Raw genomic sequence first — 21,448 nt, 5'->3', positions numbered from 1 at the left:
CCGGCTCAGGCATGCCGTCCGCCGGGCGCGCCGAGCGCGTCGAACGGGATCGTCCCGACGTCGTCGAACCGCACCCGCTCGCCCCGGAACACCGGCCCCTCCGTGCAGGCGCGGACCATGCGGGTCACGCCGTCGTCGCCGATGACCGGGACCACGCACGTCATGCAGACGCCGATGCCGCAGGCCATGGACTCCTCCACGGCCACCTGCACGGGGATGTCGAACTCGACGGCGACCGTCGTGACGCCGCGCAGCATCTCCATCGGCCCGCACGCGTAGACCGCGTCGGCCCGCGCGTCGGCGATCACGCCGGGCAGCACGTCGGTCACCCTGCCGCGCATGCCCAGTGAGCCGTCCTCGGTCGTCAGCGTGGTCGTCTCGCCCATCCTGCGGGCCCGCAGCGCCCCGAAGACCCGGTCGGCCGACGGCGCCCCGAGCACGAAGTCGACGCGGCAGCCCCGCTGCTGCAGCGCGTCCGCGAGCGCGAACAGCGCCGCCGCTCCGTGCTCGTCGCCGACCAGTACGCAGGTGCAGGGGTCGCGGGGCAGGGGGAAAGGACGGCCGAGCGGGCCGACCAGGTCGAGCGTGTCGCGCGCCCGCAGATCGGCGAGCCAGGCCGTCCCGGCACCGCGCACGCCGAAGACGAGCTCCACCGTGCCACCGTAGTCCGGCTTCACATCGTGGATCGTGAAGGCCCGCCGGGTGAGCATGGAGGAGTCGCGGCCTCCGACGGCGACCGTGACGAAGTGGCCGGGCCGGAACCGGTCGGCGATTCCCGGCGCGACGACCGTGAGCGCATGGTAGGCGTCCACGCGGCGCGTCGTCAGCACCGTTCCCGTGACCTGAACCGGACTGCCGGCCACTCTCCACTCCTTTGCGCTCGCTCCGCTCGCGCGGCTCCGGGCGCCTAGGCTGGCATCTTCCTTCGTCGCTCCGGGTCGCTCGTACCTCGCTCCCCTCGCTCCTCAGTCCAGATTGCCAGCGCGCCCTCCGCGTTCAGTCTCGCAGCCTCCTGGCGTGTTCCTGGAGGGAACGCACGTCGATGTCGCCCCTGACGATGTGCTGGATGCCCTGCACGGCCGCCGCCAGGCCCTGGACGGTCGTGATGCAGGCGATGCCGCGGTTGACGGCGGCGGTGCGGATCTCGTACCCGTCCAGGCGCGGCCCGCCCTGGCCGGGGCTGCCGAACGGGGTGTTCACGATGAGGTCCACCTCTCCGTCGAGGATGCGCCGCACGATCGTCGGCTCACCGTCGGGCCCCGTCCCGTCGCTGTGCTTGCGCACGATCTTGGCACGTACGCCGTTGCGGCGCAGCACCTCGGCGGTGCCCTCCGTGGCCAGGATCTCGAAGCCGAGGTCCGCGAGCGCCTTCACGGGGAAGATCATGGCCCGCTTGTCCTTGTTCGCGACCGAGACGAACGCCCGTCCCTTGGTCGGCAGCGCTCCGTACGCCGCCGACTGCGACTTGGCGAAGGCCGTGCCGAAGAACTCGTCGATGCCCATGACCTCGCCGGTCGAGCGCATCTCCGGCCCGAGGACGATGTCCACGCCGCGGAACCGGTTGAACGGCAGCACCGCCTCCTTGACCGCGACCGGCGCGTCCAGCGGCAGCGTGCCGCCGTCGTAGCCGGCCGGCAGCATGCCCTCGGCGCGCAGCTCGGCGATCGTCGCGCCCAGCATCAGCCGCGCCGCCGCCTTGGCCAGCGGCACCGCCGTGGCCTTGGACACGAACGGCACCGTGCGGCTGGCCCTCGGGTTCGCCTCCAGGACGTACAGCACGTTGGAGGCCATGGCGTACTGGACGTTGAGCAGGCCGCGCACGCCCACTCCTCGGGCGATGGCCTCGGTGGCCGCGCGGATCCGCTTGATGTCGAAGCCGCCCAGCGTGATCGGCGGCAGGGCGCACGCCGAGTCGCCGGAGTGGATGCCGGCCTCCTCGATGTGCTCCATGACGCCGCCGAGGTAGAGCTCCTCGCCGTCGAACAGCGCGTCCACGTCGATCTCGATGGCGTCGTCGAGGAACCGGTCGATGAGCACCGGGTGCTCGGAGGCCGCCTTCGCCATGTACGCCCCGAGGGTGTCCTCGTCGTACACGATGGCCATGCCGGCGCCGCCGAGCACGTACGACGGCCGCACGAGCACCGGGTAGCCGATCTCCTCGGCGACCGCCTGCGCCTCCTCCACGGTCGTCGCGGTGCCGTGCCTGGGCGCGGGCAGCCCGGCCTCGGCGAGGACCTGCCCGAACGCGCCCCGGTCCTCGGCGAGGTGGATCGACTCGGGCGAGGTGCCGACCACGGGCACCCCCGCGTCCTTCAGCGCCTGGGCGAGCCCGAGCGGCGTCTGCCCGCCGAGCTGCACGATGACGCCGACCACCGGCCCGGTCTCCTGCTCGGCGTGCACGACCTCCAGCACGTCCTCCAGCGTGAGCGGCTCGAAGTAGAGCCGGTCGGAGGTGTCGTAGTCGGTCGAGACGGTCTCGGGGTTGCAGTTGACCATCACGGTCTCGTAGCCGGCCCTGGCCAGCTCGAACGACGCGTGCACGCAGGCGTAGTCGAACTCGATGCCCTGGCCGATGCGGTTGGGCCCGCTGCCCAGGATGATCACCTTGGGCCGGTCCCCCACCGGCACCTCGGTCTCCTCGTCGTACGTGGAGTAGAGGTACGGCGTGCGCGCGGCGAACTCGGCGGCGCAGGTGTCCACGGTGTTGTAGACGGGCCGGACGCCGAACTCGTAGCGCGTGGCCCGCACCTCGGGCTCCGGCACGCCCAGGATCTCGGCGATCTGCGCATCGCTGAAACCGTGCCGCTTGGCCAGCTCCAGGGTGGGCCGGTCGAGCGCGGTGATCGACCGGGCGACCTCGTCGATCGCGAAGAGCTGGTCGACGAACCACGGGTCCACCGACGTGGCCTCGTGGACCTGCTCGGGGGTCGCGCCCGCCCTGATGGCCTGCTGCATGGTGCGCAGCCGTCCGTCGTGCGGCTTGCGACAGGCCTCCAGGAGCTCGTCCAGGTCGCCGGGCTCGCCCGCCCAGCTGAACGACGACCCCTTCTTCTCCATCGACCGCAGCGCCTTCTGCAGCGCCTCGGGGAAGGAGCGGCCGATCGCCATCGCCTCGCCGACCGACTTCATGTGGGTGGTCAGCGTCTGGTCGGCCCCGGCGAACTTCTCGAACGCGAACCTCGGCACCTTGACCACGATGTAGTCGAGCGACGGCTCGAACGACGCCGGGGTCTCCTTGGTGATGTCGTTGGGGATCTCGTCCAGGGTGTAGCCGATGGCGAGCTTGGCGGCGATCTTGGCGATCGGGAAGCCGGTGGCCTTGGACGCCAGCGCCGACGACCGCGACACGCGCGGGTTCATCTCGATGACGATCATCCGGCCGGTCTCCGGGTCGACCGCGAACTGGATGTTGCAGCCGCCGGTGTCCACGCCGACCTCGCGAATGACCGCGATCGCGACGTCGCGCATGTTCTGGTACTCGCGGTCGGTCAGCGTCAGCGCGGGCGCCACCGTCACGCTGTCGCCGGTGTGGACGCCCATCGGGTCGATGTTCTCGATGGAGCACACGATGACCACGTTGTCGTTGCGGTCCCGCATGACCTCCAGCTCGTACTCCTTCCAGCCGAGGATGGACTCCTCCAGGAGCACCTCGGTGGTCGGGGACGCGTCGAGGCCGGCGCCCGCGATGCGGCGCAGCTCGTGCTCGTCGTGGGCGAAGCCGGAGCCGGCGCCGCCCATGGTGAAGCTCGGGCGGACGACGACGGGGTATCCCAGCTCACCGGCCGCGCGCAGGCACTCGTCCATCGTGTGACAGATCGCGCTGCGCGCCGACTCGGCGTTGAGGCCGCGCTCGGCGGCGACCTTGGCGACGATCTCCTTGAACCGCTCGCGGTTCTCCCCCGCCTGGATGGCGTCGATGTCGGCGCCGATCAGCTCGACGCCGTACTTGTCGAGCACGCCCGCCTCGTGCAGCGCCACGGCGGTGTTGAGCGCCGTCTGGCCGCCCAGCGTGGGCAGCAGCGCGTCGGGCCGCTCCTTGGCGATGATCTTCTCGACGATGTCCGGCGTGATCGGCTCGACGTAGGTGGCGTCGGCGAACTCCGGGTCCGTCATGATCGTGGCCGGGTTGCTGTTGACGAGGATGACCCGGAAGCCCTCACTGCGCAGGACGCGGCAGGCCTGGGTGCCGGAGTAGTCGAACTCGCACGCCTGTCCGATGACGATCGGGCCGGAGCCGATCACCATGACGGACCTGATGTCCGTACGCTTAGGCACCCTTGGCCCCCTTCTTGTCGTCCATCAGCTGGCAGAACTCGTCGAACAGGTAGGCGGCGTCGTGCGGGCCGGCGGCCGCCTCGGGGTGGTACTGCACGCTGAACGCGGGGCGGTCCAGCAGGCGCAGCCCCTCCACGCAGTCGTCGTTGAGGTTGACGTGGCTGACCTCGGCCGCGCCGTACGGGGTCTCGAAGGGCCCGTCGAGCGGCGCGCGCACGGCGAAGCCGTGGTTGTGCGCGGAGATCTCGACCTTGCCGGTCCTGCGGTCCTGCACCGGCTGGTTCACCCCGCGGTGGCCGTAGCGCAGCTTGTAGGTGCCGAGGCCGAGCGCCCGGCCGAGGATCTGGTTGCCGAAGCAGATGCCGAAGAACGGCACGCCCTCGCCCAGCACCTCGCGCAGCGACTCGACCGCGTAATCGGCCGTCGCGGGGTCGCCAGGGCCGTTGGAGAAGAAGACGCCGTCCGGGTTGAGGGCGAGGATGTCGGCCGCCTTGGCCGTGGCGGGCAGCACGTGCACCTCGCAGCCCCGCTCGGACATCCGCTCCGGCGTCATCGCCTTGATGCCCAGGTCGACCGCGGCGACGGTGAAGCGCTTGCGGCCACGCGCCGGGACGACGTACGGCTCGGCCGTGCTGACCTCGCGGGCAAGGTCGGCGCCCTCCATGCCGGGCGAGCGCCGCACCCGCTCGACCAGGTCGGCGAGCTCGCCGCCCTCGCTGAAGATCCCCGCGCGCATCGCGCCGCGCTCGCGCAGGTGGCGGGTGAGAGCCCGGGTGCCGGGCATCGCGATGCCGACCACGCCCTGGTCGCGCAGGTAGTCGTCGAGCGTCCTGCGGGAACGCCAGTTCGACGGGATCCGGGACGGCTCGCGCACCACGTAGCCCGCGACCCAGACCCTGCGGGACTCGGGGTCCTCGTCGTTGACACCGGTGTTGCCGATGTGGGGGGCGGTCATCGCCACGATCTGGCGGTGGTAGGAGGGGTCGGTGAGCGTCTCCTGGTAGCCGGTCATGCCGGTGTTGAAGACCATCTCGCCGAACGTCTCGCCCACGGCGCCGTACGGCGTTCCCTCGAAGACGCGTCCGTCCTCGAGCACGAGCAGGGCTGTCATACGAGCTTCCCTTCGAGAACGGTGGGGCGGCCGCGCAGGAACGTGGCGACGACGCGGCCGGGCAGGGTCAGCCCCTCGTAGGGGGTGTTGCGGCTCTTCGACGCCATCGCGGACGGGTCCACGGGCTGCCGGACCGACGGGTCGTACAGCGTGACGTTGCCGGGGGCGCCGGCCTCGATCGGGCGGCCGTGACCGGCGAGCCGGCCGATCCTGGCCGGCCGTGCGGACATCCGGTCGGCGACGCCGGCCCAGTCGAGCAGCCCGGTCTCGACCATGGCCTCCTGGACCACGGACAGGGCCGTCTCCAGGCCGATCATGCCCATGGCCGCCGCGCCCCACTCGGTCTCCTTGTCCTCGACCGGGTGGGGCGCGTGGTCGGTGGCCACGCAGTCGATCGTGCCGTCGGCCAGCGCCTCGCGCAGCGCCCGCACGTCGTCGGCGGTGCGCAGCGGCGGGTTCACCTTGTAGATCGGGTTGTACGGCCCGAGCGGCGACCTCTCCGCGCAGGAGTCGGTCAGCAGCAGGTGGTGGGGGGTGACCTCGGCGGTCACGTCCCAGCCCTTCGACTTGGCCCAGCGGATGATCTCGACGGAGCCCGCGGTGGAGACGTGGCAGACGTGCAGCCGGGAGCCGACGTGCGCGGCGAGCAGGCAGTCGCGCGCGATGATCGCCTCCTCGGCGACCGCCGGCCAGCCGGTCAGGCCGAGCCTGGCCGACACCTCGCCCTCGTTGAGCTGGGCGCCCTCGGTCAGCCTGGGCTCCTGGGCGTGCTGGGCGACGACGCCGCCGAACGCCTTGACGTACTCCAGTGCCCGGCGCATCAGGACCGCGTCGGACACGCACTTGCCGTCGTCGGAGAAGACCCGCACGCGGGCCGCCGAGTCCGCCATCGCGCCGAGCTCGGCCAGCTGGCGGCCCTCCAGGCCGGAGGTCACCGCGCCGACGGGCTGCACGTCGCAGTGCCCGAATTCCTGGCCGAGCCGCCAGACCTGCTCCACCACGCCCGCGGTGTCGGCCACCGGGGAGGTGTTCGCCATCGCGTGGACGGCGGTGTATCCGCCCCGCGCCGCGGCCTGGGTGCCGGTCTCGACGGTCTCGGCGTCCTCCCGGCCGGGCTCGCGCAGGTGGGTGTGCAGGTCGACCAGGCCGGGCAGGGCGATCAGCCCGTCGGCGTCGACCGTATGGCCGGCCTTCGCGCCCGCGAGGTCGCCGGTCTCCGCCACGACGCCGTCGCGCAGCAGGATGTCGCTCGGGGCGCCGCCCAGGATCCGGGCGCCCCTGATGAGGATGGTGGTCACAGTCCCCTCGTGAAGGTCGTACGTGCTCATTCGGCGCCTCCGATCGCGGGCTCGGAACCGCCGAGCAGCAGGTAGAGGACGGCCATCCGGACCGTCACGCCGTTGGTGACCTGCTCGACGATCGTCGAGCGCGGCGAGTCGGCGACCTCCGCGGAGATCTCCATGCCGCGGTTCATCGGGCCGGGGTGCATGACGATGGCGTCGTCGTGCAGGCGGGCGAAGCGGTCGCGGTCGAGGCCGTAGCGGCGGCTGTACTCCCGCGCCGAGGGGAAGTAGGCCGCGTTCATCCGCTCCAGCTGGACCCGCAGCATCATCACGACGTCCGACTTGGGCAGCACGGCGTCGAGGTCGTAGGAGACCTGGCAGGGCCAGGTCTCGACCGCCACCGGCAGCAGGGTCGGCGGGGCGACCAGCGTCACCTCCGCGCCGAGCGTGTGCAGCAGCAGCACGTTGGACCGGGCGACCCGGCTGTGCAGCACGTCGCCCACGACGGCGACCTTCAGGCCCTCCAGCCGGCCCAGCCGGCGGCGGATGCTGAAGGCGTCGAGCAGCGCCTGGGTGGGGTGCTCGTGGGTGCCGTCCCCGGCGTTGACCACGCTGCCGCGCACCCAGGTGGCCAGGCGGTGCGGCGCGCCCGAGGCGCTGTGCCGGATCACCACCGCGTCGGCCCCCATCGCCTCCAGGGTGAGCGCGGTGTCCTTCAGCGACTCGCCCTTGGACACGCTCGACCCCTTGGCCGAGAAGTTGATCACATCGGCCGACAGGCGCTTGGCCGCGGCCTCGAAGGAGATGCGGGTCCGGGTGGAGTCCTCGAAGAAGAGGTTCACCACCGTGCGGCCGCGCAGCGTCGGCAGCTTCTTGATGGACCGCTGCGAGACCCGCGCCAGCTCCTCGGCCGTGTCGAGGATGAGGAGCGCGTCGTCGCGGGTGAGGTCGCCGGTCGAGATCAGGTGATGCTTCATCGGTCGTCCTCCTTGATGAGCACGACCGCGTCGCGCCCGTCCGTCTCCTCCAGGAAGACCTTGACCTTCTCGCTCTTGGAGGTCGGCAGGTTCTTGCCGACGTAGTCGGCGCGGATCGGCAGCTCCCGGTGGCCGCGGTCGACGAGCGTGGCGAGCTGGACGGCCCTGGGCCTGCCCACGTCGTTCAGCGCGTCGAGCGCGGCGCGCACGGTGCGGCCGGAGTAGAGGACGTCGTCCACGAGGACGACGGTCCTGCCGTCCACGCCGTCCGGGGGCAGTTCGGTGCGGCCGAGCGGGCGCGCGGGCCGCAGGCGCAGGTCGTCGCGGTACATCGTGACGTCGATGGCGCCGACGGGGACTTTGATCCCCTCGAACTGCGCGATGCGCCCGGCGATGCGGTGCGCGAGCGTGGCGCCGCGGGTGGGGATTCCGATCAGGACGACGCTCTCCGCGCCCCTGGTGCGTTCGAGGATCTCGTGCGCGATCCGGGTGAGCGCCCGGTGGATGTCGGGCCCCTCCAGAACGGCGCGGGCCTGATTTCGGGCATCAGACATCAAAAAGTCACCACCTTTCCCGCCTCACGGGACGGGTCTTAAAAGGGTGTCGGTTCTGCTTAGAGTATCAGGGCCGTCTGCGAACCCCCCTCCCGCCAGGGGTGATGCCACCGCGGGGGGCGTTCGCCCTCGGCGTGACGAGGACGTGCCGGGGACCTGGAGCCTTCCGGCGCCGTTCCGCGGACGCGGCGGGGACGTTCCGGGGGAACGGGCGAGGGACGTGCCGGGGATCGGAAGCCGCATCGCACCGGGTGTCGGTGATTTCGGTGAGAGCACTGTTTCACGCTCTTTTTTCCAATCAGCTTGACCTTTGGGAGTGTCGGCTTTACCGTCACTGTCCGTAACCACAACACGCGACCTTCCTGGGTAAAACCCGACGCAGCGGTCACCGAAGGTGCCGGTCACGGCACCAACCCCGGTGTTCGGAACGCTTAGGACAAGGACGCACAATCAAGTGAGAAGAGACATAGAAAGCCGGGGGCCACACGATGCCGTCTGACTACGCCAAGTCGCTGGGCGCGCGCCTGCGCGCCATCCGAACCCAGCAGGGGCTGTCCCTGCACGGTGTGGAAGAGAAGTCCCGTGGACGGTGGAAGGCCGTCGTCGTGGGCTCCTATGAGCGGGGCGACCGCGCGGTGACCGTGCAGAAGCTCGCCGAGCTCGCGGATTTCTACGGAGTGCCGGTGTCGGAGCTTCTTCCGGGCGGAGCCGCCCCCAGTCCGCTTGCGCCCGCTCCCAAGTTGGTCATCGACCTGGAGCGCCTGTCGCAGTTGCCCAAGGACAAGGCCGGCCCGCTTGCCCGCTACGCCGCAACCATCCAGAGCCAGCGGGGCGACTACAACGGCAAGGTGTTGTCCATCCGGCAGGAGGACCTGCGCTCGCTCGCGGTCATCTATGACAAGTCGCCGGTCGAGCTGACCGAGGAGTTCATCCACTGGGGTGTGCTCGACGCGGAGGCCCGCCGCGCCGTCGAGTCCTTCTGACCTCCCGCCCGGTCCGTACGCGGCTCCCGTGACGATGTCCGGCTTCTCCGGCACGGGCCGTGTCCGACGGGCCGAGCCCTGCCGCGTGTGGCCCGGGCGGCGCGTCGGCGCCGGCCACCGGACACACCGTCGTCACGGGCGGCGCCTCCGCAACGGGGAGCCGCCGGTACGACTGATTCCCGCCCTGCGGGGATAGGCAGGACATGACGTTTTACGTGGGCTCCGAGGTGGGCAGGCTTCGCCGGGTTCTGGTGGACATACCCGAACTCGCGCTCAAGCGGCTCACCCCGGGCAACAAGGACGGCCTGCTGTTCGACGACGTGCTGTGGGTGCAGCGCGCACTGGAGGAGCACCGGGAGTGGTGCGAGGTGCTCGCCGGGCGCGGCGTCGAAGTGCACCACCTCGGCGACCTCCTGCGCGAGGTGATCGAGATCCCCGACGCGCGCAAGCACATCCTCGACGGCAGCGTCGACGAGCACTGGTTCGGCCCGCTGGCCGCCGACGCGATCCGCAACGCGCTCGACGCGCTCGACGCGGACGCGCTCGCGCCGCTGCTGACCGGCGGGATCACCAAACGCGAGATCCTTGAGCTGGGCTGCGACCCGGGCTCCATCGCGTTCCACACGCTCGGCGTGGACGACTTCGTCCTCCCGCCGCTGCCCAACCACCTGTTCGCCCGCGACACCTCCTGCTGGGTGTACGACGGGGTCTCGATCAATCCGATGCGCAAGAAGGCGCGCAGGCGGGAGACCGTCAACTACGAGGCGGTCTACCGGTGGCACCCGCTGTTCGCCTCGGGGTACGGCAACCCGGACGGCGGCGGCTTCAACGTCTGGTACGAGGGCGTGCGCATGGCTCCGGCCACCGTCGAGGGGGGCGACGTCCTGGTGCTCGGCGACGGCGTCGTGCTCGTCGGGGTGAGCGAGCGCACCCAGCCGCAGGCCGTGGAGATGCTGGCGACCAACCTGTTCCGGGCGGGGTCGGCGACCCGCATCGTGGCGCTCGACCTGCCCAAGACCCGTGCGTTCATGCACCTCGACACCGTGATGACCAACGTCGACGTGGGCGTGTTCACCAAGTACGCCGGGCTCGGCATGCTGCCGTCCTACACGGTGGAGCCGGGCGACACCGACAAGGAGCTGAAGGTCACCGACCACCCGCCGGAGGACATGCACAAGGCGATCGCCCGGGCCCTCGGCCTCGACGACATCAAGGTCCTCACGCCGACGCAGGACGTGCACGCGGCCGAGCGCGAGCAGTGGGACGACGGCTGCAACGTGCTGGCGCTCGAACCCGGCGTGGTCGTGGCCTACGAGCGCAACACCACGACCAACAACCACCTGCGCAGGCACGGCATCGAGGTCATCACCATCCGGGGCAGCGAGCTCGGCCGCGGACGCGGCGGGCCGCGGTGCATGAGCTGCCCCCTGGAGCGCGACCCCGTCTGACCTCCGCCACGATCATGCCGGCCGCGATGTGACCACAGCCCGAGTCGCTCTGTCTCCCCCGCGGTTTGCAGGCGGGAGCCGATCTCATCCAGCCCATCGATCACCGCGATGACCTGGTAGGCCTCCACCAGCGCCACGGCCGTCGGCTCCTGCCGGCCCACCGGTCCGGCTCGATCACCGGTGCGGCGCACGGCCCAGGATGCGGCGTCAGCCGGCCATGGGCTCAGCCGGCCATGGGCAGGGTGGGGCGGCCGGGCAGGCCGAGGATCGATTCGACCTCGCCCACGAACCTGTCCGCCTCCGCTATGATTTCCTCCGCGTCGTTCTGCGTGACGGCTCGGACCATGCCGGCCTCGGCCGCCGCGCGTTTGGTCGCGCTCACCGCGAAGTAGGCCGCCCAGTCCGCGAGCTTGGGCTCGGCCTCGGGGAGCAGCTCCCAGGCGCTGCGCAGCCGCCGCCTGCGGCCGTCCATCGGCCGCGGACGGGCCGCGAGGATCCCGGCGGCCGCACGGAGGGCCGCCAGGTGGGCCGACACGTAGCGGTCCGCCGGAGTGGGCCCGACGGTGGCGTCCGCGAGGCAGGCCCTGGCGTCCGCGAGGTGTGCCAGAACCGCCTGCGAGAGCCGGGGCCCGCTCTTCTGATCGTCGTTCTGCTCAGTCATGCCCGCCTCCTTGAGTCGTGGCACTCCGGCGAAGGTCGCCGGTGACTTCACAGTCGCAGACCGCACCGACAATTTCGCCGGCCGGGAGATCCCGACCGCTCGAGATCACCCGGCGCTTTCTCAGCCTCCCGTGGGCGGCCGGACGAGGAGCTTCCCCTCTCCCCGTCCGGCCCACGCCGCGGGCCGTGCCGCATCCGTCTCCGCCGACGACGAAGGCACGAATCCGACGGGGTGGGCGCGAGCCGCGAGTCCCACGCCCACTCCATCGAACATAGATTCGATCATGCCCCCTGTCAAGGCTGTCAACGAATACATGTTCGAGGACCGCGTTCGACGCGGGGCCGGAGACGACGGAGGGGCCCCGAGCGACAGTGTCGCCCGGGGCCCCTCCGGGTGGGGAGCTAGCGCCTGAAGGCGCCCCTGACGTGCACCGGGACGCCCTTGCCGAGCATGCCCGGCAGCATCTCGGCCACGTTCATGGGCAGCCGCACGCAGCCGTGCGACGCCGGGTAGAGCGGCACCGACAGCGCGCCGTGGAGCGCGATGCCGCCGTTGAAGAAGATGGGGTTGTAGAGCTGCCCGAGGTAGGACCGGTGCCAGCCCTTGACCCGCCAGGTGGTCTTGTAGTCGCCGGTCGGCGTGCGGGCGCTGCCGGAGAACCGCTGCCGCTTGCCGTTCCAGGTGGCGTACTCGGTGTAGGGGATGCCGCTGCCGCTGGAGATGTGGCTGATCAGCACCGGCGCGCCACCCCGGTACAGAACCATCACCTGCTTGGTCAGGTTCACCTCGACGCGGGTCGCCTTGCCCCTGGGCACCAGGACCTTGGGCGCCCGGGGGTTCTCCAGCGCCCTCCAGGTGCGGGCGGCGACCGTGCTGGTCGGCGTGATCCCCTGCACCTTCTGGAACGCCCAGACCGCCGTCAGCGTGGCCCCGCCGTACCGGCCGTCGACGCTGCCGGGCACGTACCCGAGCTCCTTGAGCCGGGCCTGCAGCGCCTTCACGGCGGAGCCCTTGGCGCCGAGCTTGAGCGTCTTGCCCGGCGCGGTGAACGCCGGGTAACCGGTGGCGCGGGCGGGGACGGCCCCTCGCGCCGTGAGCGCCGTGAGCGCCGAGGACTCCGCGGACGCCGGGAGCGCCGGGAGCGCCGGGAGCGCGGTCCCCGTGGTCACGACCCCCGCCGGCACGACGGTGCGCGCCTGCGCCGTGCCGGCGACGCCGGTGGCCGCGAAGGCCGTCGCGAACGTCGCGGCCCCGACCGCGACGAGCAGTCGCCGTCGACCCCTCATCATGACCAACCCCCTCATAAGCCCGTTTCTCGATCAAAGGACTCACCTTACGGACTGATTGTGAGCCGCGTGATCGTAAGTGGCCATAATCGGCCGCGTATGTCCTGGCAATCCGTTTAGAGTGACCAGGTGGCAGAAAAGTTGCATCCGAACGTCGTCCGGGTTCAGGAGGCCCTGCGGGCTCACGCGGTGACGGGCGAGGTCGTCGTGCTCGACGAGGCCGCGCCGACGGCCGCCACGGCGGCGGCCCAGCTCGGCTGCGAGGTCGGCGCGATCGCCAACAGCCTGATCTTCGACGCGGACGGCGCGCCGCTGCTGGTGCTGACCAGCGGCGCCCACCGCGTGAACACCGATCTGATCGCGCGGCTCGTGGGCGCGGCGAAGGTGCGGCGGGCCACGCCGGAGTTCGTCCGCGAGCACACCGGGCAGCCCATCGGCGGCGTCGCCCCGATCGGGCACCCCGCGCCCGTACGGACGCTGGTGGACACCTGGCTGAGCAAGCACCACGTCGTATGGGCCGCCGCCGGGCACCCCCACACCGTCTTCCCCGCGTCCTACGACGAGCTGCTGCGCATCACCGGGGGCACGCCCGCAGAGGTGGAGTGACACCTGCCGGACCGGTCCGGCGTCGTTTTGCTAGTGTGCGACGAGTGATCCGACTGCTACGGGTGGGGCCTGACGAGTTCAGGGCTGTGCTGGACACCGTGCTGGACATTTACACGGTCGCCATGCGCCCGCCGTCGGACCAGCTGGCGGGCCGCATGGCGATCATGCGCAACCACGCCACCTATCCCGACTTCGACTGCGTGCTCGCGGAGGACACGCAGACCTCCGCCATCGCCGGCTTCGCGTACGGCTTCCACGGCGGCCAGGGGCAGTGGTGGCATGACGTCGTGCGCGGGGCGCTGCAGGACCGGGCCGGGCCGGTGGTGGCGAACGACTGGTTCGGCGACGCCCTGGAGATCGCCGAGGTCCACGTGCGCCCCGAGCACCAGGGCCGGGGCATCGGCCGGCGGCTGATCCACACGCTGTGCGAGGGCCGCCCGGAGCGTACGGCCGTGCTGTCGACGCACGACGCCCCCACGGTGGCCCGGCACCTCTACCGGGACGTCGGGTTCGCCGACCTGATGACCCGGTTCGTCTTCCCCGGCGGCTACGAGGAGTACGTCATCGCCGGGGTGCGGCTGCCGCTGGCCGGCAGCGAGGTCCGCGAGGCCGCGGAAGGCTAACGCGACCGGCCGGGCTCAGCCGGTGACGGCGGCGGGCACGCTGTGCAGCGCCTGGAACACCTCGCGGGTCGCGCTCGACCGGTTGAAGGTGACGAAGTGGATGCCGGGAGCGCCCTCGTCGAGGAGCTTCTGGCACATCTCGATGGCGTGCTCGATCCCGAGACGGCGGACCGCGGCCGGGTCGTCGGCGACGGCCGCGAACCGCTCGGCCACCTCCGGCGGGAACGGCGCGCCGGACAGCTGCTCCGACCGGGCGATCGTGCTCATCTGCGTGACGGGCATGATGCCCGGGATGATCGGGGTGTCGCACCCGTGGGCCGCCACGCGGTCGCGCAACCGCAGGTAGTCCTCGGCCCTGAAGAACATCTGCGTGATCGCGTAGTCCGCGCCGGCCCGGCACTTCTGCACGAAATACTTCGTGTCCGACTCGATGGTCGCCGACCTGGGGTGCTTGTACGGGAAGGCCGCCACCCCCACGCAGAAGTCGCCCGCCTGGCGGATCAGCCGCACCAGATCCTCGGCGTACAGGACGCCCTCCGGGTGCTTGACCCACTCGTCCAGGGGGTTGCCGCCGCGCGGATCGCCGCGTACGGCGAGGATGTTGCGCACGCCCGCGTCGGCGAACCTGCCGACGAGGTGGCGCAGCTCGCGGATGGAGTGGTCGACCGCGGTGAAGTGGGCGACGGGGGTCAGCGTCGTCTCGTGCGCCAGCCGTTCGACGATGTCCACCGTGCGGTCCCGGGTCGAGCCGCCGGCGCCGTAGGTCACGGAGACGAACGTCGGGCGCAGCGCCTCCAGCTCACGGATCGCCCGCCACAGCTGCCGCTCCCCCTCGTCGGTCTTCGGCGGGAGGAACTCGAACGAGAACGAGCGCTCGCCCGCGGCCAGCAGTTCGCGGACCGTCGGGACGCGATCAGGAAGCCGCGAGGGCAGACCGAGAGCCATACCGGCAAGGGTACAGCGATGGCGGTTTTCGCGACCGTCACGGTCTTGCTATGTGGACATTTGCCCTATCAGAGCGAGTTGGCCCACTTGGAGGGGATCTGCTGATGGGTGTCTGGATCAACCCCGGTTAGTCTCAGAACATGACCGCTTCCGCCGCCTCGCTCGATTCCATCCGTACGGAGGTGGACCTCGCACTCCGGGAGTTCCTCGACCGGCAGCGACCACACTTCAGTGACCCTCATCTGGCCGTCCTGCTGTCCGCCGCGGAGGATTTCCTGGCCGGCGGCAAGAGACTGCGGCCCGCCTTCTGCTACTGGGGCTGGCGCGCCGCCGGAGGAGGCGACGAACCGGGCCTGCGCTTCGCCGCCGCCTCACTGGAACTCCTGCAGGCCAGCGCGCTCATCCACGACGACGTGATGGACGCGAGCGACGTGCGCCGGGGCATGCCGTCGGCGCACCGCCGGTTCGAACGGATACACGCCGAGGCGGGCTGGCTCGGCTCGGCCCGGCAGTTCGGCGAGGGCTCGGCGGTGCTGCTGGGCAACCTGCTGCTGGTGTGGTCCGGGGAGATGTGGCGCAACAGCGGCCTGGCGCCCGAGGCGATCGCCGTCGCCCAGCCGATGCACGACTACATGCTCACCGAGCTGATGTGCGGGCAGTATCTCGACCTGCTCGAACAGGCCCAGGGGGAGAGCACGTTCGACAGCGCGCTGCGGGTGGCGCTGTACAAGAGCGGCAAATACTCGGTCGAGCAGCCGCTCCGGCTCGGGCTCGTCCTCGCCGCTCAGGCCAACCACGCCTGGATCGACCGGCTCTGCGTGCAGTACGGCCAGCAGGTGGGCATCGCCTTCCAGCTCCGCGACGACATCCTCGGCGTGTTCGGCGACCCGGCGGAGACCGGCAAGCCCGCCGGGGACGACCTTCGCGAGGGCAAGCGGACCGTCCTGATCGCGCGTGCTCTCGCCTCGGCCACCCCCGCCCAGACGGCGGTCGTACGGGACCTGCTCGGCGACCCCGAGCTGGACGCCGACGGGGTCGGGCGGCTGCGCGCGGTGATCGAGGAGACCGGCGCGCTGGCCGCGTGCGAAGGCATGATCAAGCGCTACCTCGACGACGCGCTGCACGCCCTCGGCCAGGCGCCGATCGAGGAGGAGGCCCGCACGGCACTGGCCGCCCTGGCCGTGGCCGCCACGTCGCGCCGCACCTGAGGCGCGCGGCCCGCCGTAGCCGACGCGTGTTCCGCCGTACCCGACGCGAGCGTCCTGCTCAGAGCGGGACGGCGGACAGCCGGGCCTTGAGCGCGGCGGCGGCGGCGCCCGGATCGTCGGCCTCGGTGATCGCCCGGACGACCACGGCGCGGCGCACGCCGTGCGCCATCACCTCGTCGAGGTTGCCCAGGTCGATGCCGCCGATGCCGAACCACGGCCGGTCGGCGCCCAGGCCCGCGGCATGCTCCAGCAGCGCGGGGCCGGGCGCCGGGCGGCCGGGCTTGGTGGGCGTGGGCCAGATCGGCCCGCAGCAGAAGTAGTCCACGCCCGGCTCCACGGCGGCGGCCGACGCCTCGGCCGCCGAGTGCGTGGACCTGCCGACGAGGACATCGGGACCGAGGATCTCCCGCGCCACCGGGACCGGGAGGTCGTCCTGGCCGAGGTGCAGGATGTCGGGCCGGGCGGCGTAGGCCACATCCGCCCGGTCGTTGACCGCCAGCAGCGCACCGTGCCTGTCGCAGGCCGCGCGGAAGACCTCGAGCAGGTCCAGCTCCTCGCGCGCCTCCAGGCCCTTCTCCCTGAGCTGCACGATGTCCACCCCGCCGGACAGGACCGCGTCGAGGAATTTCTCCAGGTCGCCGCGGTCCCTCCTGCCGTCAGTGCAGAGGTAGAGCCTGGCCTGCGCGAGCCGCTTTCGCCGGATGTCGTCCACCCGACCACAATGCCATGCGGCGGCGGGGTCAGAAGCCGAGGGCCTGGGCCCTGCGCTTGACCTCGGTGTGCCGGCCCTTCACGATCGCGTCGATCGGGGCCCCGGGCAGCGAGTCGTCCGGGGTGAACAACCACCGGATCGACTCCACCTCGTCGTACCCGGCGTCGGACAGGACGGTGAGCGTGCCGGGCAGGCCCTTGAGCACCTCGCCGTCCACGATGAACACCGCCGGGATCTGCGGCTCGCCGCCACCCCGCCGGACGCCGACGAGCTTCTTGTCCTTGAGGAGCTGCTTGGCGCGGCCGACGTTGAGTCCCAGCTTCTTGGCGGCCTCCGAGAGGGGGAGCCACTCCCCTACCAGTTGGTCGGTCTCCCGGTCGATCTGCGCAACAGTAAGCGTCACGGAACCACCATTACCACATACGCGCTGCCGGGAAACACCTTGATTAGGCCATAATGCAGTCGCGTAGCGGCCGGGCCGGATCCACCACCCGCAGGGGATCGAGCCGCTGACCGCCCTCGACGATCTTCCGGCCCTGCACCACGTCGCGCGGCCGGTCGACGGTGAGCACCGCGGCGAGCCGGTCGTCCGCCGTCAGCCAGCACACCGCCCACTTCGCGTCCCTGCGCGGGTCGCCGCGCAGCACCATGCGGTCGCCGGCCTCCCGGTGACCGGCGAACTGCACCATGTGACCGAACTGCTCGGACCAGAAGTACGGCACGGGGTCGTAGACCGCCTCCCCGCCCAGCAGGGTGGCGGCGGCCACGTCGGGGGCCTGGAGCGCGGTGTCCCAGTGCTCGACGCGCAGCCGGGAGCCGAACCTGCGCGACCACCAGCTCGCGCAGTCGCCCACCGCGACCACGTTGGGCAGCGATGTGCGCAGGTGCTCGTCGACCACCACCCCGTCGTCGACCCGGACCGCCGACCCCTTCAGCCAGTCGACGGCCGGGCGCACTCCGACGCCGGTCACGACCACGTCGGCCGGCACCCGGGCGCCGGACATGAGCGTCAGGCCGTCGGGGTCCACGGTGCCGACCAGCGCCCCGAGGCGCAGCTCGACGCCCGCCTGCGCGTACCAGCCGGTGGTGTGGCTGCCCACGGCGGGCCCGAGGGCCACGGCGAGCGGGCTCTCCCCCGCTTCCACGACGGTCACCGCGCAACCGGCCCTGGCCGCCGCGGTCGCGACCTCCGCGCCGATCCAGCCGGCCCCGACGACGGCCACGCGGGCGCCGGGGACCAGCCGCTCGCGCAGCGCGAGCGCGTCCTCGATCGTGCGCAGCACGTGCTGACGGCCCTCCCCGCGCAGGCGGATCGGCGTGGCGCCGGTGGCGATGACCAGGCCGTCGTATTCCAGCTCGCCCTCGGTCGTCTCCAGCACGCCGTCGCGCAGGCCCTTGGCCGCCGTGCCGAGACACAGCCGTACGTCGAGGGCGTCGAGGTCGGAGTCGACCACGGTGGAGTCGGTCTCTCCGAGCAGCACCGCCTTCGACAGCGGCGGCCGGTCATAGGGGCGATGGTGTTCCTCGCCGATGAGCGTGATGCGTCCGGTGAACCCACGGAACCTCAACGCCTCGATGCTTCGCACGCCGGCCAGGCCGGCACCCACCACCACGACGTGATCCACAGCTTGACCATAGATTGTCAACGGGGGCCCTGGCCAACGGGGCCCCCATAACGAGTTGGGTAATTGACGCGCACTTCCACGGGGGCCCGCATTGTGAGCCCCGCGCCTTTCACCGCGCCTTCCCACCGCGTCTTCCCACCGCGCGTTCTCACCGGAGCACGCGCAGCCGGATGTTCGTCGCGTGCGGCACATGCGAGACGCCGGTCCGTTCGAGCCGGACCCGGGCCCCGCCGGGGCGGGAGAACAGCCGGACGCCGTCGCCGAGCATCACGGGCGCCACGCACACGAATATCTCGTCGAGCAGGCCCGCGTCGAGGCACTGCGCGGCGACGTCGGCGCCGAGCACGTTGACATACCTGTCCCCGGCGGCCGCCCTGGCCGCCTCGACGGCGGCGCCGAGGTCCGTCACGAAGGTCACGCCGGGCACCGGCGCGGCCGGGACGTCGTGGGTGAGCACGATCTGCGGCCCGCTCCACGCGCCGCCGAACGCGCCCTCCTTCGGGGTGCCGCGGTTCGGGTCGTCGCCGCGGAAGGTGCGGTTGCCGACGAGTAGCGCGCCGATGTCGCCGACGAGCCCGTCCGCGTCCGGATTGGGCCCGAGATATTCGGTCAGCCAGGACATGTCGCCGCCCGGCCCGGCGATGAAGCCGTCCAGGGACATGGTGGCCGAATACAGCATCGTGGCCATGAGGTGCCTCCGCAGAGTCGTTGAACGTCCGGTCTCCTATGACGGCGGCCGGCCCCCGTACTCATCGGTCCGGCGATCGCCCGTTATAGGCGGCGTACTACCCTTATTGGGGTAAGACGCGCGGGAGCCCGGCGGACCGGGCTGAGAGGAGAGCGTGAGGCTCTCGACCGCCCCGACCTGATCCGGGTAATGCCGGCGAAGGGAGCGCTGTGTCCCGCACACCGCCATCCGGCGTCCAGTCCGGCTACGACGTCGTGATCGTGGGCGGTGGGGTGGCGGGTCTGGCCGCGGCCTGGCGCACCGCCCGGCGCGGCCTGTCGGCGGCGGTGATCGACCCCTCGCCCGGAGGCGGTGCCACCCACGCGTCGGCGGGAATGCTCGCGCCGGTCAGCGAGGTGACCTACACGGAGGAGCCCCTGCTGCGGCTCGGTCTCGCGTCGCTGGCGGCCTGGCCGGCGTTCCGGGCGGAGCTTGAGGACGAGACCGGCGCCGACCTCGACTACCGGACCGAGGGCACGCTGGAGGTCGCCCGCGGCGCGGACGACATGGCCGTCCTCGACGACCTCGCGGCCTTCGAGCGGACGCTCGGCCTGCGGGTCGAGCGGCTCACCGGGCGCGAGTGCCGCTCCTTCGAGCCGATGCTCTCCCCCTCCGTACGCGGTGGGCTGCTGGCCCGCGACGACGCCTGGGTCAACCCCCGCAGGGTCGTGCGCGCCCTCCTCGCGGCGTTCGAGAAGGCGGGCGGCATGCTGGTGAACGAGCGCGTCACCGGAATCGACGCCCAGGGGCCGGGCGCTCCCCGCGTACGGCTGGAGTCCGGCGGCGCCGTCACGGCCGGCCAGGTCGTCGTGGCGGCCGGGTCGTGGTCGGCGTCCCTGCTGCCCGGCCTGCCGGTGCGCCCGGTCAAGGGCGAGATCCTCCGGCTGCGCGGGCCACGGGGCTTCCTCACCCGGTGCGTCAGGGGGCTGGTGCACGGCTCCCCCGCCTACCTGGTCCCCCGCGGCGACGGAGAGATCACCCTGGGCGCCACCACCCAGGAGATGGGGTACGACGCGCGGGTCACCGCCGGAGGCGTGTACGAGCTGCTGCGCGACGCCCGCGAACTGGTGCCCGGCATCACCGAGCTCGAACTGGCCGAGACGACGACCGGCTTCCGCCCGGGCACGCCCGACAACCTGCCGCTCATCGGTCCCGCCGGGCCGCCCGGCGTGCTCGCGGCGACCGGGCACGGACGCAACGGGGTGCTGCTGTCCCCGGTCACCGCCGACGCCGTCGCCGCGTTCCTCACCGGCGACGAGGTGCCCCCGGTCGCCCGGTTCTGCGATCCAGGGAGATTCAGCCAATGAAAGTCACGATCAACGGAAGCGCGGCCGAACTGCCGGACGGCGCCACGATCGGCGACGCCGTACGGACCCTCACGGCCCTCACGTCGGGGGTCGCGGTGGCGCTGAACGGCGAAGTCGTGAGCCGGAGCGCCTGGGACTCCACCCAGGTCGCCGACGGCGACGGCGTCGAAGTGCTCACGGCCGTGCAGGGAGGGTGAGCATGACCGACGACGTCCTCGTGCTGGGCGGGGAGAAGTTCACCTCGCGGCTCATCATGGGCACCGGCGGCGCACCGTCGCTGGAGGTGCTCGACCAGGCGCTGGAGGCCTCCGGCACCGAGCTGACGACCGTCGCGATGCGCAGGCTCGACCCGGAGTCCCGCGGTTCGGTGCTCGAGCTGCTGCGCGTTCGCGGCATCAAGGTGCTGCCGAACACGGCGGGCTGCTTCACCGCCGGGGAGGCGGTGCTGACCGCCCGCCTGGCCCGCGAGGCGCTGGAGACCGACTGGGTCAAGCTGGAGGTCATCGCGGACGAGCGGACCCTGCTGCCCGACCCGATCGAGACCTTCGACGCCGCCGAGCGGCTGGTCGCCGACGGTTTCACGGTGCTGCCGTACATCGGCGACGACCCGGCGCTGGCCCGCAGGCTCCAGGACGCCGGGTGCGCGGCGGTGATGCCGCTCGGCGCCCCGATCGGCTCAGGGCTGGGCATCCGCAACCCGCACAGCATCGAGCTGATCGTCGAGGCCGCCACGGTGCCGGTGATCCTCGACGCCGGCATCGGCACGGCCAGCGACGCCGCGCTGGCGATGGAGCTGGGCTGCGACGCCGTGCTGCTGGCGAGTGCCGTGACGCGGGCGCACCGGCCCGGCCTGATGGCCGCGGCCATGCGGCAGGCGGTCACGGCCGGGCGGCTCGCCCGTCTCGCCGGGCGCATCCCGCGCCGCCGCTACGCCGAGGCGTCCTCCCCCGCTCGCGCGTCCTGAATCCGCCACCGCCGCGACCAGCCGTCCTCCCCTCGCCCGTCCGCCCCGAACGTCTGCGCGGGCGGGGCGGACGGCGGCCGGTCCCTCGTCTGGTAAGCCCGGTTTTCGGAATCGGCATGGCTTTTCGGACGGCGCGGGAGGCGGCCGAATAGG

The 21,448-nt window shown here is 71.8% G+C and carries 21 protein-coding genes and 1 riboswitch; of the genes, 8 read left to right on the top strand and 13 right to left on the bottom strand.

All coding sequences use genetic code 11. From position 1 onward, the window contains the following. Nucleotides 1–5: 5 nt before the first annotated feature. The 6 genes from BXA11_RS01485 to pyrR form a co-directional block, all read right to left on the bottom strand. On the bottom strand, nucleotides 6–863 hold the full coding sequence (locus BXA11_RS01485; RefSeq protein ID WP_030508982.1) for a dihydroorotate dehydrogenase electron transfer subunit: 858 nt from the start codon (nucleotides 861–863) through the stop codon (nucleotides 6–8). 133 nt (nucleotides 864–996) lie between these two features. Next, nucleotides 997–4,275 carry a carbamoyl-phosphate synthase large subunit gene (gene carB, locus BXA11_RS01480; protein ID WP_030508981.1) on the bottom strand — a complete coding sequence of 1,093 codons (3,279 nt, stop codon included), beginning with the start codon at nucleotides 4,273–4,275 and terminating at the stop codon, nucleotides 997–999. Beyond that, complete coding sequence (carA, locus tag BXA11_RS01475) at nucleotides 4,268–5,386, bottom strand: glutamine-hydrolyzing carbamoyl-phosphate synthase small subunit (RefSeq protein WP_030508980.1); 1,119 nt, start codon at nucleotides 5,384–5,386, stop codon at nucleotides 4,268–4,270. Before carA ends, carB begins: the two co-directional genes overlap by 8 nt. Beyond that, nucleotides 5,383–6,684: a dihydroorotase gene (locus BXA11_RS01470; protein ID WP_076432072.1), complete on the bottom strand. Its 1,302-nt coding sequence runs from the start codon at nucleotides 6,682–6,684 to the stop codon at nucleotides 5,383–5,385. Before BXA11_RS01470 ends, carA begins: the two co-directional genes overlap by 4 nt. 26 nt (nucleotides 6,685–6,710) lie before the next feature. Further along, complete coding sequence (locus tag BXA11_RS01465) at nucleotides 6,711–7,646, bottom strand: aspartate carbamoyltransferase catalytic subunit (RefSeq protein WP_030508978.1); 936 nt, start codon at nucleotides 7,644–7,646, stop codon at nucleotides 6,711–6,713. Beyond that, the gene (gene pyrR, locus BXA11_RS01460) at nucleotides 7,643–8,200 is read right to left on the bottom strand and encodes a bifunctional pyr operon transcriptional regulator/uracil phosphoribosyltransferase PyrR (RefSeq protein ID WP_030508977.1); all 558 of its coding nucleotides are present in this window, start codon (nucleotides 8,198–8,200) and stop codon (nucleotides 7,643–7,645) included. Before pyrR ends, BXA11_RS01465 begins: the two co-directional genes overlap by 4 nt. 488 nt (nucleotides 8,201–8,688) lie before the next feature. On the opposite strand from pyrR, the gene bldD reads away from it, so the two are divergent. Both bldD and BXA11_RS01450 read left to right on the top strand, forming a co-directional pair. After that, nucleotides 8,689–9,183: a transcriptional regulator BldD gene (gene bldD, locus BXA11_RS01455; RefSeq protein WP_030508976.1), complete on the top strand. Its 495-nt coding sequence runs from the start codon at nucleotides 8,689–8,691 to the stop codon at nucleotides 9,181–9,183. 203 nt (nucleotides 9,184–9,386) lie between these two features. Beyond that, nucleotides 9,387–10,631, top strand: a complete 1,245-nt coding sequence (locus BXA11_RS01450; protein ID WP_076432070.1) for an arginine deiminase — start codon at nucleotides 9,387–9,389, stop codon at nucleotides 10,629–10,631. Between the two features lie 223 nt (nucleotides 10,632–10,854). Here BXA11_RS01450 and BXA11_RS01445 read toward each other — a convergent pair whose 3' ends face one another. Both BXA11_RS01445 and BXA11_RS01440 read right to left on the bottom strand, forming a co-directional pair. Beyond that, nucleotides 10,855–11,292, bottom strand: coding sequence for an SAV_6107 family HEPN domain-containing protein (locus tag BXA11_RS01445; RefSeq protein ID WP_076432068.1), 438 nt, complete (start codon nucleotides 11,290–11,292; stop codon nucleotides 10,855–10,857). Nucleotides 11,293–11,693: 401 nt separating this feature from the next. Beyond that, nucleotides 11,694–12,581 (bottom strand): L,D-transpeptidase family protein, encoded by an 888-nt coding sequence (locus BXA11_RS01440; protein WP_239104814.1) that lies wholly within the window; start codon nucleotides 12,579–12,581, stop codon nucleotides 11,694–11,696. A 126-nt stretch (nucleotides 12,582–12,707) separates the two neighbouring features. On the opposite strand from BXA11_RS01440, the gene BXA11_RS01435 reads away from it, so the two are divergent. After that, on the top strand, nucleotides 12,708–13,184 hold the full coding sequence (locus BXA11_RS01435; RefSeq protein WP_030508972.1) for a YbaK/EbsC family protein: 477 nt from the start codon (nucleotides 12,708–12,710) through the stop codon (nucleotides 13,182–13,184). 44 nt (nucleotides 13,185–13,228) lie between these two features. Next, nucleotides 13,229–13,807, top strand: coding sequence for a GNAT family N-acetyltransferase (locus BXA11_RS01430; RefSeq protein ID WP_076432066.1), 579 nt, complete (start codon nucleotides 13,229–13,231; stop codon nucleotides 13,805–13,807). Nucleotides 13,808–13,822: 15 nt separating this feature from the next. Here the strand turns inward: BXA11_RS01430 and metF are convergent, their stop codons facing one another. Continuing rightward, nucleotides 13,823–14,752 carry a methylenetetrahydrofolate reductase [NAD(P)H] gene (metF, locus tag BXA11_RS01425; RefSeq protein WP_076432064.1) on the bottom strand — a complete coding sequence of 310 codons (930 nt, stop codon included), beginning with the start codon at nucleotides 14,750–14,752 and terminating at the stop codon, nucleotides 13,823–13,825. 140 nt (nucleotides 14,753–14,892) lie between these two features. On the opposite strand from metF, the gene BXA11_RS01420 reads away from it, so the two are divergent. Continuing rightward, complete coding sequence (locus tag BXA11_RS01420; RefSeq protein ID WP_030508969.1) at nucleotides 14,893–15,960, top strand: polyprenyl synthetase family protein; 1,068 nt, start codon at nucleotides 14,893–14,895, stop codon at nucleotides 15,958–15,960. A 58-nt stretch (nucleotides 15,961–16,018) separates the two neighbouring features. Here the strand turns inward: BXA11_RS01420 and thiE are convergent, their stop codons facing one another. The 4 genes from thiE to BXA11_RS01400 form a co-directional block, all read right to left on the bottom strand. After that, nucleotides 16,019–16,672: a thiamine phosphate synthase gene (gene thiE, locus BXA11_RS01415; RefSeq protein WP_076432062.1), complete on the bottom strand. Its 654-nt coding sequence runs from the start codon at nucleotides 16,670–16,672 to the stop codon at nucleotides 16,019–16,021. Between the two features lie 28 nt (nucleotides 16,673–16,700). Continuing rightward, nucleotides 16,701–17,075, bottom strand: a complete 375-nt coding sequence (locus BXA11_RS01410) for an Rv2175c family DNA-binding protein (RefSeq protein WP_030508967.1) — start codon at nucleotides 17,073–17,075, stop codon at nucleotides 16,701–16,703. A 43-nt stretch (nucleotides 17,076–17,118) separates the two neighbouring features. Next, the gene (locus BXA11_RS01405) at nucleotides 17,119–18,297 is read right to left on the bottom strand and encodes an NAD(P)/FAD-dependent oxidoreductase (RefSeq protein WP_030508966.1); all 1,179 of its coding nucleotides are present in this window, start codon (nucleotides 18,295–18,297) and stop codon (nucleotides 17,119–17,121) included. A gap of 148 nt (nucleotides 18,298–18,445) precedes the next feature. Further along, the gene (locus BXA11_RS01400; RefSeq protein WP_076432060.1) at nucleotides 18,446–18,985 is read right to left on the bottom strand and encodes a dihydrofolate reductase family protein; all 540 of its coding nucleotides are present in this window, start codon (nucleotides 18,983–18,985) and stop codon (nucleotides 18,446–18,448) included. A 110-nt stretch (nucleotides 18,986–19,095) separates the two neighbouring features. Further along, nucleotides 19,096–19,206, top strand: a riboswitch (TPP riboswitch). Here BXA11_RS01400 and thiO point away from each other — a divergent pair. The 3 genes from thiO (at nucleotide 19,195) to BXA11_RS01385 (ending at nucleotide 21,295) form a co-directional block, all read left to right on the top strand. Next, a complete protein-coding gene (thiO, locus tag BXA11_RS01395) occupies nucleotides 19,195–20,331 on the top strand; it encodes a glycine oxidase ThiO (protein ID WP_076432058.1) in 1,137 nt (378 codons plus the stop codon). (Overlaps the previous riboswitch by 12 nt.) Then, nucleotides 20,328–20,528, top strand: a complete 201-nt coding sequence (thiS, locus tag BXA11_RS01390; RefSeq protein WP_030508963.1) for a sulfur carrier protein ThiS — start codon at nucleotides 20,328–20,330, stop codon at nucleotides 20,526–20,528. Before thiO ends, thiS begins: the two co-directional genes overlap by 4 nt. 2 nt (nucleotides 20,529–20,530) lie before the next feature. Beyond that, entirely contained in the window at nucleotides 20,531–21,295 is a 765-nt protein-coding gene (locus BXA11_RS01385) for a thiazole synthase (protein WP_076432056.1), read from the top strand. Nucleotides 21,296–21,448 lie beyond the last annotated feature (153 nt).

It is taken from the genome of Microbispora rosea (assembly GCF_900156315.1).
In the GTDB taxonomy this organism is placed as follows: domain Bacteria; phylum Actinomycetota; class Actinomycetes; order Streptosporangiales; family Streptosporangiaceae; genus Microbispora; species Microbispora rosea.
The sequence above is the reverse complement of the archived record's forward strand: the minus strand, read 5'-3'. Positions and strand labels throughout refer to the sequence as shown.

Excerpts from the sequence above, each read along its gene's own strand:
- BXA11_RS01400 (WP_076432060.1), bottom strand. The coding sequence starts at position 18,985 with ATGGCCACGATGCTGTATTCGGCCACCATGTCCCTGGACGGCTTCATC.
- BXA11_RS01465 (WP_030508978.1), bottom strand. The coding sequence starts at position 7,646 with ATGAAGCATCACCTGATCTCGACCGGCGACCTCACCCGCGACGACGCG.
- BXA11_RS01445 (WP_076432068.1), bottom strand. The coding sequence starts at position 11,292 with ATGACTGAGCAGAACGACGATCAGAAGAGCGGGCCCCGGCTCTCGCAG.
- metF (WP_076432064.1), bottom strand. The coding sequence starts at position 14,752 with ATGGCTCTCGGTCTGCCCTCGCGGCTTCCTGATCGCGTCCCGACGGTC.
- BXA11_RS01385 (WP_076432056.1), top strand. The coding sequence starts at position 20,531 with ATGACCGACGACGTCCTCGTGCTGGGCGGGGAGAAGTTCACCTCGCGG.
- BXA11_RS01450 (WP_076432070.1), top strand. The coding sequence starts at position 9,387 with ATGACGTTTTACGTGGGCTCCGAGGTGGGCAGGCTTCGCCGGGTTCTG.
- pyrR (WP_030508977.1), bottom strand. The coding sequence starts at position 8,200 with ATGTCTGATGCCCGAAATCAGGCCCGCGCCGTTCTGGAGGGGCCCGAC.
- carA (WP_030508980.1), bottom strand. The coding sequence starts at position 5,386 with ATGACAGCCCTGCTCGTGCTCGAGGACGGACGCGTCTTCGAGGGAACG.
- BXA11_RS01420 (WP_030508969.1), top strand. The coding sequence starts at position 14,893 with ATGACCGCTTCCGCCGCCTCGCTCGATTCCATCCGTACGGAGGTGGAC.
- BXA11_RS01440 (WP_239104814.1), bottom strand. The coding sequence starts at position 12,581 with ATGATGAGGGGTCGACGGCGACTGCTCGTCGCGGTCGGGGCCGCGACG.
- thiS (WP_030508963.1), top strand. The coding sequence starts at position 20,328 with ATGAAAGTCACGATCAACGGAAGCGCGGCCGAACTGCCGGACGGCGCC.
- bldD (WP_030508976.1), top strand. The coding sequence starts at position 8,689 with ATGCCGTCTGACTACGCCAAGTCGCTGGGCGCGCGCCTGCGCGCCATC.